Consider the following 21864-nt stretch of genomic DNA (forward strand, 5'->3'; position numbering starts at 1 on the left):
GCATTTTTCGTCATCATAAAAAACACCGCCCTTCTGATATTTATTATATCAGAAAAGCGGTTCCAACAATAGCAAAACCCTGCAAAAGCAGGGCTTTGTCTACAATCTGAAACAGGCTTCCAGATAACCGGAAGCCTGTTTGGAACTTGTTTGGAAATAGCGTTTACCGTTCACTTTACGCCCGGTCAACAACTCTGGAACTTATTTTACTGCGTCTGCAAGTGCAGCTGCCTCTACTGTGAAATCACCTGTAAGCTGATTACTCTCGCTGTATTCATAGTGGAATTTTACATTGTCACCATCAACTGTGGAAGTAGTTTCTTTTCCATTTGCATCTGTAATGGTAAGAGTCTGGGAATCTGCATCGTATGCGTATGTTCCATTATCTTTTACATCGTAGCTTGCGAAGTAGAATTCATAGGTTCCATTGTCAAACAGTGTAAAGGTTGTGGCTTCGTCGTCACTTGGAATTGCGATCAGCTCATTACCAGCTTCTGCTGTGTCCGTTTTTTCGGCATCGTCTTTTGTCTCATAGTCTTCCGGATGAAGGTAATTATAAGTTACAATTTCATCTTTATCGTTTAAAGTAAAGATTGTCTCTGGAACCATAGAAGTCAGCTCTGGAAGATCATCACTATCATAAGAACCGTCCTCTTCATTTCCAAGAACATTCATTCCCACAGATTGTTTCATCTGTACAGAATAAGTATCTGTGAGCATATCATGATGTACATGTTCCGGAGTACTGATAGTTACAGTATCATCACCATTATCTGTATAAGTTCCCTCGGCAGTTGTAGTCAATGTCAGTCCAATTCCTGTATCATCACCAATTTCAGCCTTTTTACCATTCTCCAATACATAACAGTCAGAAGTAAGTTTATATGCATCTTTTCCGTCAAGTGTAAGATCAATTTCAACATATAAACGGCTTTCATTGGAAACCATTCCCTTCATATTTCCGCTCAGAAACTGAAATTCCGGCATATCTTCTGCATTTCCGTTATTCATGTTATAAGTTACGCTGTAGGTTTTCTCCTCTGTTTCCTCTGCAAAAACGGTAACCCCACTGGTGATAACTCCCATTGCCATAATTCCTGCTGTTAAAATCGCTGTTGCTTTTTTCATTTGAAAATCCTCCATTTTCTCTTTATTTTTCAGGCTTTCACCTGTGCTTAACATATTTATCCCTTTGTTTTACTTCTCAATTTTGATCTCCGGTGATTTGGAAAAGCTTCCCACAACATTGAAAATCATTCCAAGAAGCATTGCTCCTGAAGCTGCAAGTGAATAATAAATTGCTTCCTCGCCACCATGACCGGAGTCATAATCTGTAATCACACAGTTTCCAATTCCCTCTACTCTGTCACCAATCAACAAAATTGCACCTGCTGCCAGTAATGCAGTTACTGCGAAGGTAAGAAAACGTGTCCACATTTTGTCTCCCCATTTTGCCATGGCAACCAGAGAGAACAGCTCCATTCCCATTCCAACCAGGAAAAAGGAAAGAATCATCAATGAATTCATTTCACCAAAGGTATAATATCCAGTGGTATAGCTGACGCCAAAAAGCACCAGCCCAGCCACATTCAGGAGCAATGCCAGAACTTCCATTGCAAATTCCAGCTTACTGAATTTTTTCTGATTCATTGTTTTTACGCTCCTTTCTGTATTTCAAAATAAACAGCACCAGGAATACTACAAATAGTACAAAGCTGATTCCCATTGCCAGCTGCAGTGCCAGAATCCACCATGCAATCACTCCGGTCGCATCTGTTTTCTCTGAAATTCCATTCATGACACTGCTGTTTACATAAGTGTACAGGTATCTGTGATAAGATTCTCTTACTCCCGCCTGGATCACCATATCATCAGCCACTTCATCCTCTGTGTACCCCCATACGGAAACATTGTTGGAGCCACCAAGCATCCTGTCATTTCCTGCAACAAGACACTCAGATGGAAGGAAATACTGGGAAGATTTTACAGAGTCTGTAATTACATATCCTTTAAATCCCCACTCGCCACGGAGAATGCCATTCATCAAACCTTTGCTTGCCCCCACATGTGTACAGCCAAGACGGTTAAAAGCTGTCATTAAGCTATTGGCATTTCCATCGCGAAATGCAATCTGGAAACCACGAAGTTCATTTTCTCTTGCAGCCTGTTCACTGAGGAATACTGCAAGACCATCTCTATTTGTTTCCTGATCATTAAATGCAAAGTGTTTTCCTGCAACTACCATTCCGTATGCTACCGCCTGCCTGTAAACATTGGATCCCATTGTTCCTGTCAGAATTGGGTCTTCAGAATAATATTCCAGATTACGGGCATTGTACTGGTTTCTGTGAATGTTCAGTCCTGGTGCATTCCATCCCGTATAGCCATCCCACAAACCTGCATTTCCAATCAGACGTCCCTGCTCACTGGAAAGCTCCGGGCTGAAGGTTGCTGCCACTACATTTTCACTTACATATACTGCAGTGGAATGTCCATAGGAAGGATCGTCTTCTGCTACCTCATAAAGAGTTCCCGCAGTATATTTGCCAATAGTTCCAAGTAACCCCACCGGGCTGTCTGCTCCATTTTCCTTTGGCATGACAATATCTTCATTTGAATTCATAAGCGAACAATATGTGTTTAACATATCCTGAAGACTTACTTCATCAAGAACTTTGTCATACAGTGGATCGTCATAGTCCAGCCCTCTAAGTGCAATTGCCTGCACGCCGTTGTCCGCACCGTATGTAAATTCAGTCTCGCCTTCATATGCAGCATTTTCTGCTTCTTTGTCATAGATTTCATTGCGAAGAAGAGCAATCATCTCTTCTGTTGCTGTGATTTCTCCGATTCCAACCGGGAAAGTATGTGCCCAGTCATTACGGCTCAAATAAGTGATCTCTGTACCGCAATTATAGGAGTTCAGGTCACCGTCTGTAAGCTGGTTCTGAACAGTAGTTTCGTTTGATTCTGTTAAAGTCATCTCAGAATCAACAGTCTCTTTATAAACATCACCTGTCGGCTCTGTATCTTTCATTTTGTCCGGATACTGTTCCTTCAGAACTCCCTGGACTGCATCATGGGCGCCATTTCCAGTTGCAAAATAATAATCTCCAGCTTCCAGAATGTATGCACCAGTTACATCATCATGTTCATAAGTCATATCATAGGAATACAAGTCGGTTGCGGTAAATGTGACAGTCACATCTTCGCTTTCTCCTGGCTCAAGAAGAACTACATCCTCGAAGGAATTTTCCTGTGCCTCTCCTGTTTTTCCATATCCAACCAGCTGAATTGCAGATTTTTCCACACCATTTTCTTTGTCATAATCAGTGTATGGAAGGGAAACATAAAGCTGAACTGCATGTTTCGCTGCATTGTCGCCGGTGTTTGTTACTTTTACCGTAACTTCGGACTGAGTTTCCCCACTCCAGTCGATTTTCGCATCGGTAATCTCCTCGGAGAAAGAGGAACCTTCTACGCCATATCCAAAGCTGTAGGATACTTCATTGTCATAATCCCATACTTTTCCGCCATCTGCAGTCTCACCGGTCAAAGCCTGAGATGCATTTCCCTGTTCAAGAACAGAATCGAAGTAACGGGTTTCATAATATTTGTAGCCAATGTAAATGCTCTCTTCTTCTGCCAGATACCATCTGCTTCGCAGGGCGTTGTTGGAAGATGTGTCAATATCGTCTGCATTTGTAAATACGTATGCACCGTAATCTCTCATTGCAGGTGCAAGTGCAGAGTTCACTGCATAGGTATCGGTGAGATGTCCGGATGGAAGCACGTCTCCTTTCAGAAGCTGTGCGATTCCGTATGTTCCATAGCAGCCTGGATTTCCGATCCAGAGGATACTGTCTACTGCGTCATCCTGTTTCAGTTCTTCAATCTCCATTGCACATGCAGAGTTCAGAAGAACGATCACTTTTTTAAAGCCCTGATTTTCAACATAATTAATCAATGCACGCTCTGCATTTGACAGGCTCAGGATATTTCCTGTAGGACTATTGGAAAACTCGTCTGGATCTGCGGTTCCATCTTCACCCGGGTAGAAACATGCGCCCTCTCCGGCATCTCTTCCCAGGACAACTACCGCGGCATCTTTGTAGCCTTCCATAGAGTCTGGGGAAACTGCGAAGTATTCTTTTACGGGAACTTCATTTACTGTGGAACCCTTATTGATATCCACACAGTTACCACCGGCAGCCTTTGTTGGCGCATAGTTTTCTTCCATGCTTTCGTAGAAAGAAACCATATCCGGGTTCACGGAAAATCCGTATTCCTCCAATGCGTCAGCCAGACGCACTGCCTGTTTGCTTTCTACAAGAGAACCCATGGAGCCGCCATACTGCATGGCCTGGCTTCTCATTCCGAATAAGGTCACTCCGGTTCCGTCTACAGCAGGTGTGCCTTTTAATGCCACCGCACCTTCTGCTTCCATTCTCGTGTTCAAAGCAATCTCCGCTTTGATCAGATCTGCCGGATCTTCATAGTCGGATTTGTAATAATAGTCATCCGGGTCCTGGCTTCTTGCGAAAGTATCATCTGAAACTCCCAGAAGCTCGTTTACCCTGCCTTCCCAGCTCAGTGCCACTGACATCACTGTTCCAAACAGCACTGTAAACGCGAGGAAAATGCTGGCAAGTCCACGAAAAATGTGACTTCTTTTTTTGTTCATTCCTTTTCTTTTGCCTCCCTTTTTTATTCTGGACTTATCTTAACGGAGTTAAATTAGGAATAAAAGAAAATGGCATGGATGACAGGATTTGTGGCGCGAATGGACAGAAGAAAGGGATTTTATATCAAATTAGGGATTGTGAAAATGGGTAATAACCCGAAAGAAAATAAGAAATGTTTGTAAATGATTATAATGTCAGCTTTATATATTGGTATTTTTGCCAACGGTGGAGTCTTTCCCCAAGTACGCCACTCCACCGTTGGACAATTTTACTTCTTCAGTGTCTCGTTCATACTTCCCATGCGGTATCCCTGGAGATCCATGGTCACGTATGTAAAGCCATATTCTTTGAAAGCTTTCACGATCTGGTTGCGGTTCTCCAGAACTTTCTGGAATTCATCTGGCAGTACTTCAATTCGCGCCAGTGTACCATGAATACGCACACGCAGCTGATGAAATCCCAGATCCAGAAGCAACTGCTCTGCTTTGTCTACCATGCCAAGTTTCTCCTTAGTGATGGTCTCGCCGTACACAAAACGGGAAGAAAGACAGGCAAAGGACTGTTTCTCCCAGGTGGGAAGGCCAAGGTCTTTGGACAGGGCGCGGATGTCTTCTTTATATAATTCGCTGTGGCGCAGCGGGCTCTTAACTCCAAGCTCTGCAACTGCCTGTAAACCAGGTCTGTAATCGCCGTTGTCATCCATATTGGAGCCTTCTGCCACTGCATTCAGCCCTTCTTTTCTGGCAATGTCCCAAATTTTCTCAAATAACTCTTTCTTACAGATATAGCAACGATTGGCTGGATTCTGACAGAAGCCCTCAATTTCCAATTCCTCGGACTCTACTGTAATATGGCGGATTCCCTCTTTTTCACAGAAGGCTTTTGCCTCTTCCAGTTCTCTTTTTGGAAAAGAACAGGACATAGCTGTAATCGCGATACATTTATCGCCCAGTACGTCATGGGCAGTTTTCAACAGGAATGTGGAGTCCACACCGCTTGAAAAAGCAACGGCCGCGCTGCCAAGGCTGCGTAAGTATTCTTTCAGGGTTTCATATTTATTCTGCTGTTCTTTGGTTGCAGTGATTTCACTCATATTGTTATTCTCCTATGACAGGTTGGTGCTAGTTAGTGGGTTAAAAGTTGTTCAAATGCTGTGTACTGGCTGGAACTGATTGACTTCCAATTTCCAGTACTCAACACACTAAATTAGCATTTGGTTCATGTTACTATAGAATCCCCCAGTATGTCAATCGGATTAGTTGAACTGGGGTTTAAGTATAAGATGGCATTTCTCAGAAAAAGGACTGTCGGAGTGAAATTGCTTGAAGCAGTCACTTACGGCAGTCCTTTTATTTTCTTTATAATAATATATAGAAATCACTCAGTAAACAGTGGTGTAGAGTAATATCTGTCACCTGTATCTGGAAGAAGGGCTACGATCACTTTACCCTTGTTCTCAGGTTTCTTCGCATACTCGATTGCAGCGCTTAATGCAGCACCGGAAGAGATTCCAACCAGGATTCCTTCTTTGTGTGCTAGAAGCTTCGCTGTGGCAAATGCCTCATCAGCCTCTGCTTTATAAATCTCATCATAAACTTTTGTATTCAGAACATCCGGAACAAAACCGGCGCCGATTCCCTGAATCTTATGCGGGCCTGCTTTTCCCTCAGATAATACCGGAGAGGTAGCTGGCTCAAGTGCTACAATCTTCACATCCGGGTTCTGCTCTTTCAGATACTCACCTGTTCCTGTAAGAGTTCCGCCTGTACCAACACCTGCGATGAAGATATCAACCTTGCCTTCGGTGTCCTTCCAGATCTCCGGACCTGTAGTAGCCTTGTGTACTGCAGGGTTCGCCGGGTTCACAAACTGTCCCGGGATAAAGCTGTTCGGAATCTCTACTGCAAGCTCACTTGCCTTGGCAATAGCTCCCTTCATTCCCTTGGTTCCATCGGTAAGAACCAGTTCTGCGCCGTATGCTTTCAGAATGTTTCTGCGCTCAACACTCATGGTCTCTGGCATGGTGAGGATGATTCTATAACCCTTGGCAGCTGCGATAGATGCAAGACCGATTCCGGTATTTCCAGAAGTTGGCTCGATGATTACGGAACCTTCCTTCAGGATTCCTTTCTGCTCTGCATCCTCAATCATGGCTTTGGCGATTCTGTCCTTAACACTTCCTGCCGGGTTAAAGTATTCCAGCTTCACAAGAACAGTAGCTTCCAGTCCAAGCTCCTTCTCAATATTTGTAACCTCTACAAGTGGGGTGTTTCCAATTAATCCAAGTGTTCCCTTATAGTATGCCATATCCATTCCTTTCCCGGCGCTTCTGGCCGCTTCAAATTTATTGACGATGATGTCGCTATATTACTGGGTTTAACCAGAACTGTGACACCGCCTGTTTACTTCTGCAAAATCGATTGTCCTTATTTCTTATTGATTTACTTGGTTATTTATTTGTTAAATGGATAATACCATCATTAACCCACTATGTCAATAGGTTTTTAGGATTTATTTTCCATCTTCCACGACTTCGCATACCATATCATACGCATCTTCCAATGCGTCCAAGGCCTCCGTCAACGTATCAACCTTTCTTGCATCCACTCCATCATCCTCATACTCCTGGATCAGCTCGGAGAACTGGTTCTTCAGCTCTTCCATGTAATCTGCCACCTGCTGTAATTTTTCCTCTTTCTCAAGCACTGCTGATAAATCAATGATTTTTCCCATAATATAGTTTTCTCCTTTTTCTGTATTCTGCCATGTCACTATATTTTCTTTGAGCGCGTTTAATCAACTTGTCTGCTCATTATATAATTCTTTAAATAGTTCCAGATATTCCTGTTCCACCTCTGCAAACGGCCGCACTGTATAATCCAGTTCAATATGCAGTTTCGGAGCCTCCCCCGACTGTTTGTCTTCCAGAAGAACCTCTAAATCATACCAAAGAAGGTCATCATCAATTTCTTTCAGACACCGGCCTTCCTCATCTGTCAGACCGCTTCCCAAAAACTTCTCATAAATCACCTGCAAAAGCTGATCTTCTACTTCCCTGTACCGTGGCATCTCCTGCTTCAACGGACGCGGCACATCTGACATATAGCATTCACTTGCATCGTGCAAAAGGCAAGCCAATGCCTGACGCTTGGAATAGCCTCGCCCCAGTGCCTCCTTCGCGCAGCAAATACAATGCTCCCCGACAGACCAGAAAGAACTCACATGCCCATTTCCCCGACAGATCAGGGGCAACGCATGCGCAATGTCCAGAATATCAATTTTCTCTGCTTCCGGATGCACCGGATCAAAATGTTTTCTCGTGTATGTGGTTATGTAACTCATAGGATGCCTCCTTTGTTGCTTTGGGGAGCCCTGCTGTTCCCTTCCTAAATACTGACCTCAAAAATCACAATCCTCTCCCGTGAATTTTCCCCATCGAACAGGTCACGGCAGTCGATTTCATCTACGAACATTAATTCATCCACTGTCATCAGATAGGAAATATATTCGTTCTGGGGATAATAGAAAAACAGCAGCAGTTCCCGAGGGTTCTCATAGCAAGAAGCAGTTACTGCGGCGATCACTTTCCTGAGGATCTCAATGGAAAACGGGTTGAAGAAAAAGACGCGGTCCACTTCAATGGGAACCTGGTAATTCTCCGCATTTTCCAGTAAAAATGTAGTGCGCTCACCGGAAATCCCACTCTTTTTATTTTCGCAGGCAGTTGCAAAAATCCTGTCATCATATTCAATTCCAATGGCATGGCAGCGCGTCTGATACGTCATAAAAAGCTCCACTCTGCCTTTGCCGCAGCCGTAATCCAGAAGTACATTCTTCTTGCGGATATATCCGCTGTTTGCCAGGCGCTCCAACACGGAATAGGGCGTCGGCTCGTAAGGATAACGGTACTGGTCCGACCGGGAATCATCCCGGCCAGAGGTTTTGATCTTCAGGAGTTTGTCCCATCTGGTTTCACTTGTATTCATCCTACTGCTCTTTTCTTTTTCTTGCAAGATACTCATCCAGTTCTTTCTTGATTTTCTCCGGAATCTCCCTTGCAACCGGACACACTGCTGCATTTGCAAAACGTTCTGTAAACTTCACCAGAAAATCAATATCCCACTGAAGCTGCTCCATGGACATAACATCCTTCACATCGTATCGGCAATGGATTGGTGCCACATTGGAGCTGGCAATCCTGGCAAAAGAGAGAGCCGGAATCCCGCTGTCTGCAAAAGGTGTAGAATCACTGGAATATACTCCGGTCTTTGCCTCAATTGGAAAACCGATTTCTGCTGCCATGTAAGAAATATAATGTGCCAGCTTATCCTCTGCGGAAACACAGGAGATAAATTTACCCATGTAGGTTCCAATCATATCCAGATTAATATTCAGCACTATTTTGTCCAGTTCCTCTTTATGCTCATTCACATAGGCCTTTGAGCCCAGAAGCCCTCTCTCTTCACTTCCGCAGAATACGAAACGAAGACCATAGTTCAGTTCTTTTCCCTTCAGCTGTTCCATAATTCCAAGCAAGCCTGCGCAGCCACTCATATTGTCATAAGCGCCGTGAGATAAAGAAGTGGAATCGTAATGGGCACTAAGCACAATAAACTCGTCCCGTTTGCCCGGAAGCTCTGCAATTACATTGTGGGACTCCCCGTCGTACTCTTTCTGGGAAATCTCCAGACGAATGTTCTTCACCTTATTTTTCACCAGCTCCAGAGCCTGGCTGGAATGGATCATGGCACAAAGAACTTTCCGTTCTTTACCTACAACGGCCTCGCGCAGATCGCGCTGGTCAATATCTGTATTTGGATAATACATATTTCCGTACTGGAAAATAATTCCCTTTGCTCCTGCTTTCATCAGGTCCTGATAAACAAAAAATCCAACTCCCTGAGTGTCCATCAGTACAATCTTATCTTTTGCACCTGCTATGGAAACAGGATCAGTTCCCGGCATATAGTAAAGCTCTCCTTCTACGCTGCCACTGCCACAGCAGTTAAATGCCTTACAGGTGATTTCCTTCCCATCTGCAAACAAATGCGCAGATTCAATCTCTCCCATAGCAACCCGAAAAGCCTCCAGATGAGCAGGTACTCCCAGTTCCTCACACTGCGCTTTCAGAAACTCTGCAACCTGCAGTTCCTCCTTCGTGCCACTTGCGTGGACAAAATCGGTGGATTCGAAAATATTGGTTAAATTCATGATGGTTTTCTCCTTTGTGAATGTGTTATATACGTTTATATTTCTTACTCCGCCCACTTATACCTCAATTTATATCTGCTGAAGCATTTATAATCCAAATACTTTTCTTTCTGCAAACGTCCAATCACCATATAGGGCATTACTTTTTGTGATTCAGCAAATTTCTTAATCGCTTCAATACTATAGTCATGCCCATTAACAAATTCTGTGTATTTATCTTTATCTATAATTTTATCTCTCGCAAATAAATCAGCAGCAGCTTCCTTCTCTTCATCAGACCCATCATCCACAAATTTATTCGTCTTTCCGATATCTCCATTCACAATATGACCTAATTCATGGAATAAGGAAAACCAGAATATATCTGCATATGCACCTCTTATCGTAAGCACCATCTGATATGTTTTATCTTTCTTTTGCTTTATATAGCCCTGAACCGGAGCTCCCCGAAAATTTTTTACAACCGAAAAGTCAATGCCATAACAAGCCATTGTTTCCTTTAATTCTTTTTGGATATTTGCGTTTGGATTTCGCATGATGCTTTTAATCTCATTTATCAGCTGATTGATTTGTAAAACATCGAATTGAGGATAAATTCTCTGGCTGTCTGCTGTATTTTGGCACATTATGATCCAAGCACCTAACACATATGGATCAACTGCATTATTTGCCATTCTAAATGCCCCGTTTGGCACAATATCTTTTAAACATGCAAGATTACTAATCTGTAATTCTTTTCGCAAAGATAATATTGATTCATCCTTTTTTTCACCTATGGGAAGTCTTCCTTTTTGGCGAAGATATTTCACAATATCTTTTAAAGATTCTCTCGCACTCCGTTCTTCTTCTGTAATGCTTTGTTCTTTATTAAGCTCCAACAATTCGGCATCGTAATTAGCCTGCAAATTAAGCCAAAAGGATTTTGGAACTCCCAACGCATATTCTAAACTAAAAGCAAAATTTGCAGAAATATCTTTTTTTCCTGCGATAACATTGCTCACATATGCAGTTGAAACCCCAGTTCTGGCTGCTAATTCGGCCTGTGTAATTCCACGATCTTCTAAAACATCTGCAATTGTTTCCCCGGGATGTATTATCAATTCACGGGATATACCAATTTTCTTTACTGCCATGGTAATCACTCACTCCCTCCACTTCTATTTCTGTACAGATCATAACTGTATCCTGTGTAGCGTTTGGCTCCAAAATAAGCCGGACATTTGCTGCCACATGTAGCGAATACCTTATGTTGGGATAACCAGTTAAAGGTTCCGGTTTCCCCAGCCCTAACGCTAAAAAATCTCCAAAATGTTCTGCAGCTTCAAGTCTGTCCATATGTTTCTTTATGGTTCTAACCCACTCAGTAGGCAGCTTCTTTTGCAATTTTCTATAATCGGTAAAATATTTCTCTACTTTACTATTAGCATATGTTATTTTCAATAATATAGTACCTCTTCAAGTTAACCATTTGGTTAATATAACTGTATCATTATATTCCAGAGTTGTCAATTTATTCCCTGTATAAATTTTTTACAGGTTCAATCTATTCTCCGAAATATGATTTGTAAACAGTAACAAGTCAACACACTATAATGTGCCTTCTACGGTGATAAGTTTCTATATTATTATTAGATAAAATATGCACCTTTTCAACAAAAATCGTTCGACATTTTACGACACACAAGCCCCATATTTTGCCATAAAAAATGGCCATGCGGGCCCCTCGCACAGCCATCTATCTCTCTTATCATATTCCCTATTCTCACACAAACGGATTATAAAATCTCCCCCACCGTATAGTCACCGTCAGGCTGACTACCAGCAGTACCACCCCAACTCCAATTGCCACGAAGTCCCTTTTCTCAAAAGGTCTCTTCATATACCACGTTCTCTTCTTATCCTTTCCGAACCCACGCAGTTCCATGGCATTGGAAATAGTGTCAATCCGGTTCAGGCTGGTGAGGATCAGCGGCAGAAGAATATTCACCGAATTCTTCAACCGGGCAAAAAAGTGCTCGTTTTTTCCAAGCTCTACGCCCCTTGCCTGCTGAGCCTGGCTGATGCTGTGGTAGTCACGCTGAATATCAGGAATATAACGAAGCGCAATCGCCACAGAATAACCCACTTTGTAGGAAATTCCAATACTATTCAGGCTTGCAGCAAACTCACTTGGATTCGTTGCAGAAATAAATAAAATCGCAACCGGCAGCGCTACAAAATATTTCAGAGAAATATTCAGCATATAAAACAGCTGCTCTGCAGTCAGATCATACCGCCAGAACAAATGGCAGAGCACATGTCTAGTTCCGTACAATGTGGTTCCCTGATTTGGATCAAACAGGAAAATAAACAGATTGTTCAGCAGCAGAAATACCAGCATGAAAATCATCATAAACCGAACTTCACGAAACTTGATCTTACTCAGCTTAAATGCTGCCAGACTCACTGCAAACAGCCCTAACAACACCCAGGTATTATAAGTGAGCATACTTGCAAAGGTAAAAAGCAGGAAAAAGGCCAGCTTGGTAGTTCCGGTCAGTTTGTGAATCACACTTTCCCTTGGCAGATAATTCAATACCGTCTTAGCGGCCATGACTTCTCACCTCCCTGTCCTCCTCAATGAAACGCTGTACAAACTCTTCAGCAGGACTGATTCCCAGCTGGTTCGCCAGGGTAAAAAGGCTGGTTTCCTTCAACGCAGCCTGGTGTATCAGCTCCGGATCGCACAGCACTGCTGCCGCACTTCTGTCCGCGATCAGCCTGCCATCTGCAAAAACCAGCGCCCGCGGCGTATACTCCAGCATCAGATGCATGTCATGGGTAATCATCACAACTGTTACCCCTTTTTCATTCAGCCCGCGAAGGAACTCCATAATCTCTGTATAATGGTGAAAATCCTGTCCCGCCGTCGGCTCGTCCAAAATGATCAGCTCCGGATCCTGCACCAGCACACTGGCAATGGTCACACGTTTTTTCTGCCCGAAGCTAAGCGCGGAAACAGGCCAGTTCCGGAATGGGAAAAGTCCGCAGACCTTCAAGGTCTCCTCCACTTTTTCCCGGATCTCTTCCTCGCTTTTTCCCATATTCCGAAGGCTAAGTGCAACCTCGTCGAAGATCATGGTCTTGGAGATCATCTGGTTGGGATTTTGCATAACATAACCGATATATTTGGCTCTGTGACGGATATTTTCCTGTAATAAATCTTTTCCCCAGAAAAGGATTTCCCCGGAATCTGGTGTCTCGAAACCGCAGACCAGCTTGGAAAAAGTAGATTTGCCAGCACCATTTTTGCCAACAATGCTGACCATTTCACCCTTTCGGATCGTGAGGGACACATCCCGCAAAGTCTGCTGGTTTTTCTCATATCCAAAGCTGAGATTTTTCACCTCAAGCAGCGGCTCACTCTCATTCACAGCCTCTGCTGCCGGACGCGCCTGGAACCAGTCCGCCACCTTCTGCTGATCCGCTGCGTCAAGCACTACGGAATCTACATGGGCAGGCTTTTTCTCAGGAGCGATCTCCACGCCTGCATAGCGCATGGCTGTCAGATAAAGGGGTTCGCGGATTCCGTTTTCTTCCAGAAGGCTGGTAGAAAGCAGCTCATTTGGATGAAGATCCGCCAGGATCCGGCCGTCCCCCATAAGGATGATACGGTCCACATCCCGCCAAAGCACATCCTCCAGACGGTGCTCAATGATCACAACCGTGGTATCCGTTTTTTCCTGAATTTCGTCGATCAGCTCAATAGTCTGCTTACCGGTGGCCGGATCCAGATTCGCCAGCGGCTCATCAAAAAGCAGGATCTTTACCTGGTCTACCATTACCCCCGCCAGACTGACACGCTGCTTCTGTCCGCCGGAAAGCTCATGGGGCGCGTAGCCCAGATGGTCCTGGATGCCAACCAGCTCTGCCGCGTGACGGGTGATCTCATGCATTTCGTCCTGGGGCATGCAGCTGTTCTCCAAAGCAAACGCAATATCCTCGCCAACTGTCAGCCCGATAAACTGGCCATCCGGATCCTGCAGAACCGTTCCCACATGTGCGGAAAGCTGAAAAATACTGCTCTTCGGAGCATCCACACCATCTACAAGAAGCTGGCCGCTGCACTCTCCCGGATTGGAAAAAGGATTCAGACCATTGATACAGCCTGCCAGAGTACTTTTCCCGCAGCCGGAGGGGCCTGCGATCAGCACGCGCTCGCCAGAGTAAATATCCAGATTGATTTCTTTCAGCGTAGGCTTTTTCTGCGCCCGGTACTGGAAAGAAAAGTTTTTGAAAGAAATAAGAGGAGATTTTTTCTCTGTCATATAGTACCTCAAAAAATAGATATCCCGAATCTCAATCACCAGATTTCGGAATATAACTGTTTGTGTCTTTACGAATCAGTGTATCATACATCTTACACCATCTCAAAAGGATAACACGATTTCTTCAAATCTACAATAAAATTTCTAACCAAAGTTTATCTTATTTTTACGTAAAAAAAGACCCTGCCATGAGTTTCCCCATAGCAAGATCTTTCACGAATTCTCCTGCCAGCTTATTCCTGATCCAGAGAACCTTTCTTTGCAATTGTCTTTGTATAAGCCAGGATCAGAAGTCCGCCGACTACCACACCTGTGATGGTGTTGGATACAGCAGCGAATGCACCCTGTGCGAATACTTTGTTTGCCGGCTCAGCGTAGATCACAATGTCAAGTACCGGGGCAACCACTACCCAGCCTACAACATGTGCGATCACATTTGCAACTGTGAAAACTGCAACTTTGCCTTTGCCGAAATCGCCTTCCTGAACCTGAAGCTTCTTAGCAAACAGACCGACTACAACACCTACAAATGCAGATGTGATAACCCAGCTCCACCATGGGCTTCCACCCCAGGACAGGTCGATCAGGGTATGTCCGATGAAGCCGATCAGTCCGCCTGCAACCGGACCGTACATTGCTGCAAGAAGTCCCAGCACAGCATACTGAAGGCTGATGTTTGTGTTCGGAACCGGACTCGGGATTGCCACAAAACGTCCCAGCACAAAGAACAGTGCCGCACCGATACCGATGGCAACTACGGTTTTGATACTGTTGTTGTTTTTCATAACTCTTTCCTCCTATGTGTTTGAAAGCTTTTAACATGCTATAGTATACGCTTTCAGAAAAGAGCTTGTCAATCTATAACACAAGGATTGACTGTTCTCTCTTCTCTTATTTTCTTAAAACAAATTCTCAGATTCGTATGCCTTTCCAGAGAATGCTTTCCCTCTTTTATAAACTCCCAGGATTCCTTGAAATCCCCAACTACAGAAAAATCGGAATCTGCTATAAACTGAAGAAATTCGTCCAAATGGTCTTTATATCTTTTGGCAAATAAAAATGCATCATTTTCTTTATCCTTATCAGAACTGTTTAGCTTATTATACAGTACATGGTCCAGATTTGCAGACATATAATAAGCTCGATATGGAACTGATCCCCATACTTTTCCCATCAGGCAAATGCGATTTATATTTTCACTTTTTCTTGCATTTCGCAAAAGGATCTGATCTGGCTGTGCTGATTTAATTTCATTTTCTGTATAAAAAGGTTTTATAGCATTTTCATCCTGCACAATCAGCGAACTAGGAATAAATGCCCCATCCATGTCAATAAGATGTATTACTTCTTGAAAATCACCAACTTTATAATGGTTTGCATTTGCGTATCCGCGTATCATATCTCCAATTTTTGATGCAATATTTCCCACGGTAACGCCATTTCTTGAAGTAATATCTCCATGGGTAATTTCCACATATACAGCATTCTTATCATACAACCGATTCAAAATAACTCCCAGTGCCTCATCATCAGACGGACCTTCCACGATTACATATTATTCACTTTTTGTTCTTATTTTCAAATTCGCTTTTGAATTTATATATAATAAAATCCCCTTAAATAGATTTTAAAAATTTTCTTTTTATCTATCCAAGGGGATTCTCATCATATTTCAATTTTCATATATTATACCCAGATTTTCAGCCTTTTACCGGGATCTTAAATACGATTTTTGCCGCTGGCTGGCAATCGGTTACGGCGATGCAGGGCATGTGGCCGTCTTCGGGGGCGTAGAAGCCGAACATGCCGGACTCCAGGAGAGTGTAGCCCTGCTCTGGACCGCTTTTGTAGAAAATGATGTCAGCTTCCGGGGTGCGGTCGTCTTCTACCGTAAGCTTGCGAAGAGAAGCCCAGTAGATTTTTTCAGTGCCTTCTACGATATACTGAAGATCGCAATATTTCTTATGGGATTCCATCTGAGCACCTTCCAGGGGCTTGGTGTTATATTTCTGCACCAACGCAAAAATGCCGTTTTCCAGGTCGTATCTGCCTTCTGGAAGGTTCTCTTCTTTCTGTCTTTTGATGAACTGCTGAACCATGTCAGCGTAGTCTTTGAATTCCTCGTATGTATTCAGTTTGTCTGCGTAATCTGCTATCATGGTAAATCAAATCCTCCTGATAATTTTATAGTTTGCTATTAAATCATTTCTCTCTCTTACTGCTCTTCATATTCACAAATATAACTCTGCCCCATCATTCCATAAGGCTTCAACACTTTTCCGTCAGTGTGGAACATTCCCTCGGTGCGGAAGTCAGCCCAGCTGATTCGGCTGCAGCCTGTGTAGGACTGGTGGAAAGGACCGAACATATTACGGGGACTGCCGGAGATTTCGATTTCCAGGGTGTTTTCCTCGCTTTCGAAGAGACCGGTTACATCGGTGATGCAGTGCTTCTTCTCGAAATGGAAACCTGCTTCTTTGCCGTTTACTCGCACTTTCAGAAGTGTACCACTCCATTCACCAAGGTGAAGAAGAACCTGCTTATCAGAAATTAACTGCGGCACCTTATACTGGTAGATCATGCCGCCAGGGTAGTTTACATAACCCTGCATGCTCCAGTCACCCGTATGTAGGATTTCTTTTTCCAGGGAAATGTTACCGTCCATGTCCACAGCAAAATTTCCAATTACAAATACATCTTCCAGCTCCCGCTTCTGGTCGTAGCTGCCTTTTATTGTAATCTGGTGCTCACCCTTACTTAAAGCTGGAAGCCCGAAGCAGCGCATATCTTTATCAATAAACCATTCACCGGTTTCCTCACACTTCTCACCATCAAAGTAAACTTCCAGACCATAAGGTTTCTCAATAACAAAGCTGCACTCGCCCGAAATCTCCTCCAATACGTTAAATCTAAAATGCATAGCAAAAGGTGTTCCATCTGCCGGGTGCGGCTGGTCTACCCAGGTATAGCGCTGCGGCGCGCCGTTGTAATAAACCTGCTGCATAGAAAGCTTTTCACGGATTTCCCGCTGCGCCTGCCAGATTTCCATTTCTGCGGACTCGCCAACACCGGTTCCCGACAGTACACCGCCATGTCTGGATTCTGATACCAGCTCTACAATTGCGTCAATATCCTGTGCACTTATCATATTCTCTCCTGCACCAGCCAATATCTCCACACTTCCAGTTTTCTCTCCCAGCTCATAAGTACATCTGTCTATCGTCAGCACATTCTCCATCGTTCTTCTGAACTTTGCATCCGGGCCGAAAGTTGCCAGCACCGGGTCTGTGTAATGCGGATGGCGGTATGGGAAGGAAGCTCCACATCCACTTACATTTTCCCCAGAAGCCCCTTTCTTCACAAAATAAATCCTGCTCATCCCCGTCGCAAATGTCCTGGTGAAACAAACGCCATCTCCATCAGCAACCGTCTCCACCTCAAATACTTCCCCAGTCAGCGGATTAAGCTCTTCCACAATATTCCCGCAGTTCAGTTTTATGTAAACTTGATGTTCGTTGTTTCTATCATGGTTTGTCAGGAAAAGAATGTGACCGTCCTCAGTCTTCCTCAGCATGGAAAGAATCTCACCATCTTCTGCTCCGCTGGCGTTTCGCACAGTGAAGTCTTTTCCGGTGCATTTCACCACAGCTTCGGTCAGCTCCCATTCATGCTCAACTGTATGAACAAACGCTTCCGCTCCCAGCAGATCACGAATATCACCATATTCCTCACTGTCATTTTTGCAGCCATTAGCATCTCCATTTACACTTGCGCAGTCAGCACTCTCATCCAGGCAATTTTTTCTACCGATCTTCTCCCCCTCAACCATCACTGGATAAGGCTTCAGCCAGATCACCGTTCCGCCAGCTGCAAGAAACTCCTTCAGCAGCTTCACTGTATTTGCAAACAGATTCTTCACTCCCGGAACCACGACTACCTGATAGCTGCACTTTCCAGCCACGAACTTTCCATCCTCAACTTTTCCATCCTGCTCCAGCAGAATCTCGTCGCCAAAGTCAAAATCCACATGCCCGGCCGTCAGCGCTTTTGCGATCCGGTTATAATACTCACCCTTTCGGTTCAAAGACGTAATATGCTCATCCAGCCAGCCCATGTTCATTTCCAGATGATTGAAGTCCTCTGCCCGGTCACTGCGGCACTCGGTCCAGATGCTGGAGATCGGATGGATCATCAATACCTTCCGCACTGGCTCCCCCTGGGAAAGACACAGAGCCAGACGGCCAAAATAATTCTCCATCTTATCATTATCTTCCCACCAGGTATTCTGATAGTTGAAAACTGGCGGATAATCTCTCTTTCGGCAGCCAGTAATAGAATACAAAGCAAGATGCTGACACCGTCTCGTAATTCCTAATGCGAACTGCCAGTCCCCCAGCCACTTTTGAATGGAAAAGTCCAGCTCCCAGCCAGTGCAGCCGTAGGCCTCACTGATGGTCATGGAACGGTCATACTGATGTGCCACACTGGCGCACTGCTTCACCGTCAGATACTCATCCGTCTGTGCGCCAAGAAGGTCAATCCCAGGATTGTGCAGATAACGAAGCTGAGGCATGGCAGCGCCGCACACACGGGTTTGATAGCCCAGGTCGTTCTCATACAAAATATGTCCTGTGGTACGAAGTCCTCTTTCATCACACCATTCATAAACCTGCTTCATATAGCTCTCTTCAAAGCGCTGTGCCACTGTCTTCCAATAATCGTGACGGATCTTCTCAGCCCCTTCTCCATCGAAAAACAAATACGGCAGCTTCTCCTGCGGATCGTATCCCCTTTTCCCAATGAAATACTCTGTAAATCCAATGCTCCACGGAATCCAGGGTCTGCCCTCATGGAACACGCTGAAGAAGTCACAGCAGTTAGGCTCATCTGTGAAAAAGCCCTTCACCTCTTTTGGAAAAGAACCGCCAAAGACCTCTTCATAATGCTCATGTGTCAATTTCAAAAATGTCTTTACACTCTCCGGATTCAGATTATCCGGCGGCATTAACCCGTTATACCACTCACTCTTCCCGGAAATCTCCTGTCGCAGGATCAGAATCTCCTCATCCTCGCCACAAGCCCCGACAGCCTCTTCATAGGTAGGATATTCTTTCATCCTTTTAATAAATCTGTCATCCACCTCGGTCCGGATCACATAAACGCCCTGCAGAAATTCCGTCTCCATATTTTGTTCAACTGCCAGTTCCCCAGCCTTCCCACACTCCATCGTCAGCGCCCTTGCCGTAAACTCCTGTGGATTTTCCCTGCTAACCATACCTCCCGCAGCCCCCGATGGCCACTTATCCTCATCATATATCCACAGCTCCAGATCGTTTTCCCGGGCTTTATCCACACAAAACTTCACATCCTCCATCCACTCTGTGGAAAGATACTCCGTCTCCAGCCCCTCACGGGAATGAATAAAAAATCCACCCATTCCAGCCTTTTTAAATCCCTTGATCTGCTCTCCCAGATTCTCCTTCTGCAGCTTATCATTCCATCCCCAGAACGGAGCACTCCGATACTCCTTCGGTGGATTCCCGATCAATCCCTTTACCTCATCTAATGTGCCCATCTTCATGTCCTCCTCTTATCGTCCAACACACAGTCCCAACCGCTTTCGCAGCTCTCCAAAACACACGAAAAGGGACTGCAAAACAGTCCCTTTTCTACTACCCAAGTTCATATTTTACATGAAGTTGTTAGGTATAAACATAATAATATCCGGTACATAAGTTACAAGGAACAACAGACCGATCATGATAAGTACCATCGGCAAAATCTCCCGTATGACACCCTTGATCTTCGTTTTTCCAAGTCCCGAAACAATAAACAACAGCATACCAAATGGCGGAGTGGAAAGACCGATCATCATGTTCAGGCAGATTACAACGCCGAAATGAACAAGGTCAATACCCATAGCCTGTACCAGCGGAAGAACCATCGGTACAAAAACCAGCTGGATCGTACTTACGTCAAGTACGCAGCCAAGAAGCAGGAATACGATGTTTACGATAAACAGGAAAATGTACTTGTTATCTGTGATTCCCATAACCAGGCTTGCAACAACTCTCGGAACCTGCTCCAGAGAGATGATGTAAGAGAACAGCATGGAAGTTCCGCAAAGCAGAGCCAGTGTAGCTGTGTTAGCAGCGGATTTCTTGATGATACCCCAAAGCTTTTTCCATCCCAGTGTTTTGTAAACCAGTGCAGAGATGATCAGTGCATATGCAGAAGCAACAGCACCAGCCTCTGTAGGAGTACAGATACCGGAATAAATTCCACCAAGAAGAATAACAACTGTAAACAGTGCCGGAAGAGCCTGCAATGTAGCCTTCAGGAACTCTCTCTTGCTCATGACCACACCTGCCGGATAATTTCTCTTATGAGAAATAAACGCAACATAGACCATAAGAAGAATGGCAAGTAAAACGCCAGGAACCATACCGCCCATGAACAGCTTACCAATGGAAGCGCCAGATAACATGGCGTAAATAACCATCGGAATACTTGGTGGGAAAACCGGTCCTACTGTTGCAGAAGCGGCTGTGATGGCACAGCTGAACTCTGCGTCGTAGCCCTCTTTTTTCATCTGGTCGATCTCCATCAGACCAATACCGGAAGCATCTGCGATAGCAGAACCAGTCATACCGGAGAAAATAAGGGAAATAAATACGTTAACCTGTGCTGTACCACCTTTTAATCTTCCAAGAAGACCATTACAGAAGGAGAACAGCTTGTCTGTTACCTCACCTTCATTCAGCACGTTTGCCATGAAAATAAACAGCGGCGCTGCAAGCATGGTATAGTTTGCAAACATGTTACCAGTGATAACGGTAAATACCTGGCCCAGTTTGTCCGGAGCTGCAAGCAGAAAATATGTAATAGAAGCTGCAAGCATGGAGAAAGAAACAGGCATACGGATTATGAAGCAGATAGCCATAACCACAAACAACATAATAATCGGCATACTCATGATTCTTTTCCTCCTTCCTTGTATTCTTTAAATGCATTTCTGATATTGATACAGGTTCTGACAATGATCTCAGCCAGCATATACATAAATGGTGCAAAAACAACTGTATATGGAAGCTTCAGAACTCCTGTCACCATTTTCTTTCCAACCATGGACTGGAAACACGGTACAAAACAGATTACCAGCAGGATTAAAAGAAATGTATTGTAAACTACTTTAAAAATAAACTGGGTACGAGGTTTTACAGCATCGTAAACCAGACCAAATACTACGTGTTCATCAGCCTCCATTGCCTTACCAACGCCGAAGAACATGGTCCACATGTAACCCAGAACAGATACCTCATAACTCCATGTTACAGGGGTTTTGAAAAAATATCTGGATACGATCGTTACCATAAAGGTAAGGAAAATTACCAAAAACGTAATGTTTGGAATAAAAACGCCAAGGAAATCGACGATTTTTTTCCCGATCTTTTTGAAATTATCCACAGTTTCCTCTCCTCTCAGATTTACTTTTCTGCCATCGGTTTGTTCCCATTTGCAGCCACTACTGCAAAATGTATCAACTGTGCAGACAACCAAAAAATCTGTTTTTTGTTAAAAAGCCCAGGCCGTACACACAGCCTGGGACTTTTCTTTGTTATAAGTCAGACAGATGTCTCAAATTTTGCTGTCAGCCATAG

General features: G+C 44.2%; 19 protein-coding genes. All 19 read right to left on the reverse strand.

Annotated features, from left to right (window positions below; translation table 11 throughout):
* Positions 1–201 precede the first annotated feature (201 nt).
* Entirely contained in the window at positions 202–1128 is a 927-nt protein-coding gene (locus tag ACTQ50_RS15230; protein ID WP_441484899.1) for a hypothetical protein, read from the reverse strand.
* A 69-nt stretch (positions 1129–1197) separates the two neighbouring features.
* On the reverse strand, positions 1198–1650 hold the full coding sequence (locus tag ACTQ50_RS15235) for a hypothetical protein (RefSeq protein ID WP_441484900.1): 453 nt from the start codon (positions 1648–1650) through the stop codon (positions 1198–1200).
* Positions 1628–4684 (reverse strand): glycoside hydrolase family 3 N-terminal domain-containing protein, encoded by a 3057-nt coding sequence (locus tag ACTQ50_RS15240; RefSeq protein WP_441484901.1) that lies wholly within the window; start codon positions 4682–4684, stop codon positions 1628–1630. The genes ACTQ50_RS15235 and ACTQ50_RS15240 overlap by 23 nt, the downstream gene beginning before the upstream one ends.
* A 269-nt stretch (positions 4685–4953) precedes the next feature.
* Positions 4954–5778 carry an ATP-dependent sacrificial sulfur transferase LarE gene (gene larE / locus ACTQ50_RS15245; RefSeq protein WP_441484902.1) on the reverse strand — a complete coding sequence of 275 codons (825 nt, stop codon included), beginning with the start codon at positions 5776–5778 and terminating at the stop codon, positions 4954–4956.
* A gap of 284 nt (positions 5779–6062) precedes the next feature.
* Positions 6063–6992, reverse strand: coding sequence for a cysteine synthase A (gene cysK, locus ACTQ50_RS15250; protein WP_441484903.1), 930 nt, complete (start codon positions 6990–6992; stop codon positions 6063–6065).
* A gap of 204 nt (positions 6993–7196) precedes the next feature.
* Positions 7197–7418, reverse strand: coding sequence for a hypothetical protein (locus tag ACTQ50_RS15255; protein WP_226819844.1), 222 nt, complete (start codon positions 7416–7418; stop codon positions 7197–7199).
* Between the two features lie 63 nt (positions 7419–7481).
* A complete protein-coding gene (locus ACTQ50_RS15260) occupies positions 7482–8027 on the reverse strand; it encodes a hypothetical protein (protein WP_441484904.1) in 546 nt (181 codons plus the stop codon).
* Positions 8028–8071: 44 nt separating this feature from the next.
* A complete protein-coding gene (locus ACTQ50_RS15265) occupies positions 8072–8671 on the reverse strand; it encodes a class I SAM-dependent methyltransferase (protein WP_226819842.1) in 600 nt (199 codons plus the stop codon).
* Position 8672: 1 nt separating this feature from the next.
* Entirely contained in the window at positions 8673–9896 is a 1224-nt protein-coding gene (locus ACTQ50_RS15270; protein ID WP_441484905.1) for a M28 family metallopeptidase, read from the reverse strand.
* Positions 9897–9940: 44 nt separating this feature from the next.
* Positions 9941–11029 (reverse strand): HigA family addiction module antitoxin, encoded by a 1089-nt coding sequence (locus tag ACTQ50_RS15275; protein WP_441484906.1) that lies wholly within the window; start codon positions 11027–11029, stop codon positions 9941–9943.
* Positions 10998–11336 (reverse strand): type II toxin-antitoxin system RelE/ParE family toxin, encoded by a 339-nt coding sequence (locus ACTQ50_RS15280; RefSeq protein ID WP_226819839.1) that lies wholly within the window; start codon positions 11334–11336, stop codon positions 10998–11000. Before ACTQ50_RS15280 ends, ACTQ50_RS15275 begins: the two co-directional genes overlap by 32 nt.
* Before the next feature lie 322 nt (positions 11337–11658).
* A complete protein-coding gene (locus ACTQ50_RS15285) occupies positions 11659–12489 on the reverse strand; it encodes an energy-coupling factor transporter transmembrane component T family protein (RefSeq protein ID WP_441484907.1) in 831 nt (276 codons plus the stop codon).
* Entirely contained in the window at positions 12479–14203 is a 1725-nt protein-coding gene (locus ACTQ50_RS15290; RefSeq protein WP_441484908.1) for an ABC transporter ATP-binding protein, read from the reverse strand. The genes ACTQ50_RS15285 and ACTQ50_RS15290 overlap by 11 nt, the downstream gene beginning before the upstream one ends.
* A 233-nt stretch (positions 14204–14436) precedes the next feature.
* Positions 14437–14988 carry an ECF-type riboflavin transporter substrate-binding protein gene (locus tag ACTQ50_RS15295; protein WP_441484909.1) on the reverse strand — a complete coding sequence of 184 codons (552 nt, stop codon included), beginning with the start codon at positions 14986–14988 and terminating at the stop codon, positions 14437–14439.
* Positions 14989–15056: 68 nt separating this feature from the next.
* Complete coding sequence (locus ACTQ50_RS15300; protein ID WP_441484910.1) at positions 15057–15701, reverse strand: hypothetical protein; 645 nt, start codon at positions 15699–15701, stop codon at positions 15057–15059.
* Positions 15702–15903: 202 nt separating this feature from the next.
* Positions 15904–16362: a YhcH/YjgK/YiaL family protein gene (locus ACTQ50_RS15305; RefSeq protein ID WP_441484911.1), complete on the reverse strand. Its 459-nt coding sequence runs from the start codon at positions 16360–16362 to the stop codon at positions 15904–15906.
* A 56-nt stretch (positions 16363–16418) separates the two neighbouring features.
* Positions 16419–19778, reverse strand: a complete 3360-nt coding sequence (locus ACTQ50_RS15310; protein ID WP_441484912.1) for a glycosyl hydrolase — start codon at positions 19776–19778, stop codon at positions 16419–16421.
* A 114-nt stretch (positions 19779–19892) separates the two neighbouring features.
* The gene (locus tag ACTQ50_RS15315; protein WP_441484913.1) at positions 19893–21179 is read right to left on the reverse strand and encodes a TRAP transporter large permease; all 1287 of its coding nucleotides are present in this window, start codon (positions 21177–21179) and stop codon (positions 19893–19895) included.
* Positions 21176–21670, reverse strand: coding sequence for a TRAP transporter small permease (locus ACTQ50_RS15320; protein ID WP_173735351.1), 495 nt, complete (start codon positions 21668–21670; stop codon positions 21176–21178). Before ACTQ50_RS15320 ends, ACTQ50_RS15315 begins: the two co-directional genes overlap by 4 nt.
* Between the last annotated feature and the right edge of the window lie 194 nt (positions 21671–21864).

The organism is Blautia sp. Sow4_E7 (genome assembly GCF_052116245.1).
In the GTDB taxonomy this organism is placed as follows: Bacteria; Bacillota; Clostridia; order Lachnospirales; family Lachnospiraceae; genus Blautia_A.

What these genes read in the sequence shown, in the direction of transcription:
- ACTQ50_RS15230 (WP_441484899.1), bottom strand. Translation starts at nt 1,128, where the DNA reads ATGAAAAAAGCAACAGCGATTTTAACAGCAGGAATTATGGCAATGGGA.
- ACTQ50_RS15235 (WP_441484900.1), bottom strand. Translation starts at nt 1,650, where the DNA reads ATGAATCAGAAAAAATTCAGTAAGCTGGAATTTGCAATGGAAGTTCTG.
- ACTQ50_RS15240 (WP_441484901.1), bottom strand. Translation starts at nt 4,684, where the DNA reads ATGAACAAAAAAAGAAGTCACATTTTTCGTGGACTTGCCAGCATTTTC.
- larE (WP_441484902.1), bottom strand. Translation starts at nt 5,778, where the DNA reads ATGAGTGAAATCACTGCAACCAAAGAACAGCAGAATAAATATGAAACC.
- cysK (WP_441484903.1), bottom strand. Translation starts at nt 6,992, where the DNA reads ATGGCATACTATAAGGGAACACTTGGATTAATTGGAAACACCCCACTT.
- ACTQ50_RS15255 (WP_226819844.1), bottom strand. Translation starts at nt 7,418, where the DNA reads ATGGGAAAAATCATTGATTTATCAGCAGTGCTTGAGAAAGAGGAAAAA.
- ACTQ50_RS15260 (WP_441484904.1), bottom strand. Translation starts at nt 8,027, where the DNA reads ATGAGTTACATAACCACATACACGAGAAAACATTTTGATCCGGTGCAT.
- ACTQ50_RS15265 (WP_226819842.1), bottom strand. Translation starts at nt 8,671, where the DNA reads ATGAATACAAGTGAAACCAGATGGGACAAACTCCTGAAGATCAAAACC.
- ACTQ50_RS15270 (WP_441484905.1), bottom strand. Translation starts at nt 9,896, where the DNA reads ATGAATTTAACCAATATTTTCGAATCCACCGATTTTGTCCACGCAAGT.
- ACTQ50_RS15275 (WP_441484906.1), bottom strand. Translation starts at nt 11,029, where the DNA reads ATGGCAGTAAAGAAAATTGGTATATCCCGTGAATTGATAATACATCCC.
- ACTQ50_RS15285 (WP_441484907.1), bottom strand. Translation starts at nt 12,489, where the DNA reads ATGGCCGCTAAGACGGTATTGAATTATCTGCCAAGGGAAAGTGTGATT.
- ACTQ50_RS15290 (WP_441484908.1), bottom strand. Translation starts at nt 14,203, where the DNA reads ATGACAGAGAAAAAATCTCCTCTTATTTCTTTCAAAAACTTTTCTTTC.
- ACTQ50_RS15295 (WP_441484909.1), bottom strand. Translation starts at nt 14,988, where the DNA reads ATGAAAAACAACAACAGTATCAAAACCGTAGTTGCCATCGGTATCGGT.
- ACTQ50_RS15305 (WP_441484911.1), bottom strand. Translation starts at nt 16,362, where the DNA reads ATGATAGCAGATTACGCAGACAAACTGAATACATACGAGGAATTCAAA.
- ACTQ50_RS15310 (WP_441484912.1), bottom strand. Translation starts at nt 19,778, where the DNA reads ATGGGCACATTAGATGAGGTAAAGGGATTGATCGGGAATCCACCGAAG.
- ACTQ50_RS15315 (WP_441484913.1), bottom strand. Translation starts at nt 21,179, where the DNA reads ATGAGTATGCCGATTATTATGTTGTTTGTGGTTATGGCTATCTGCTTC.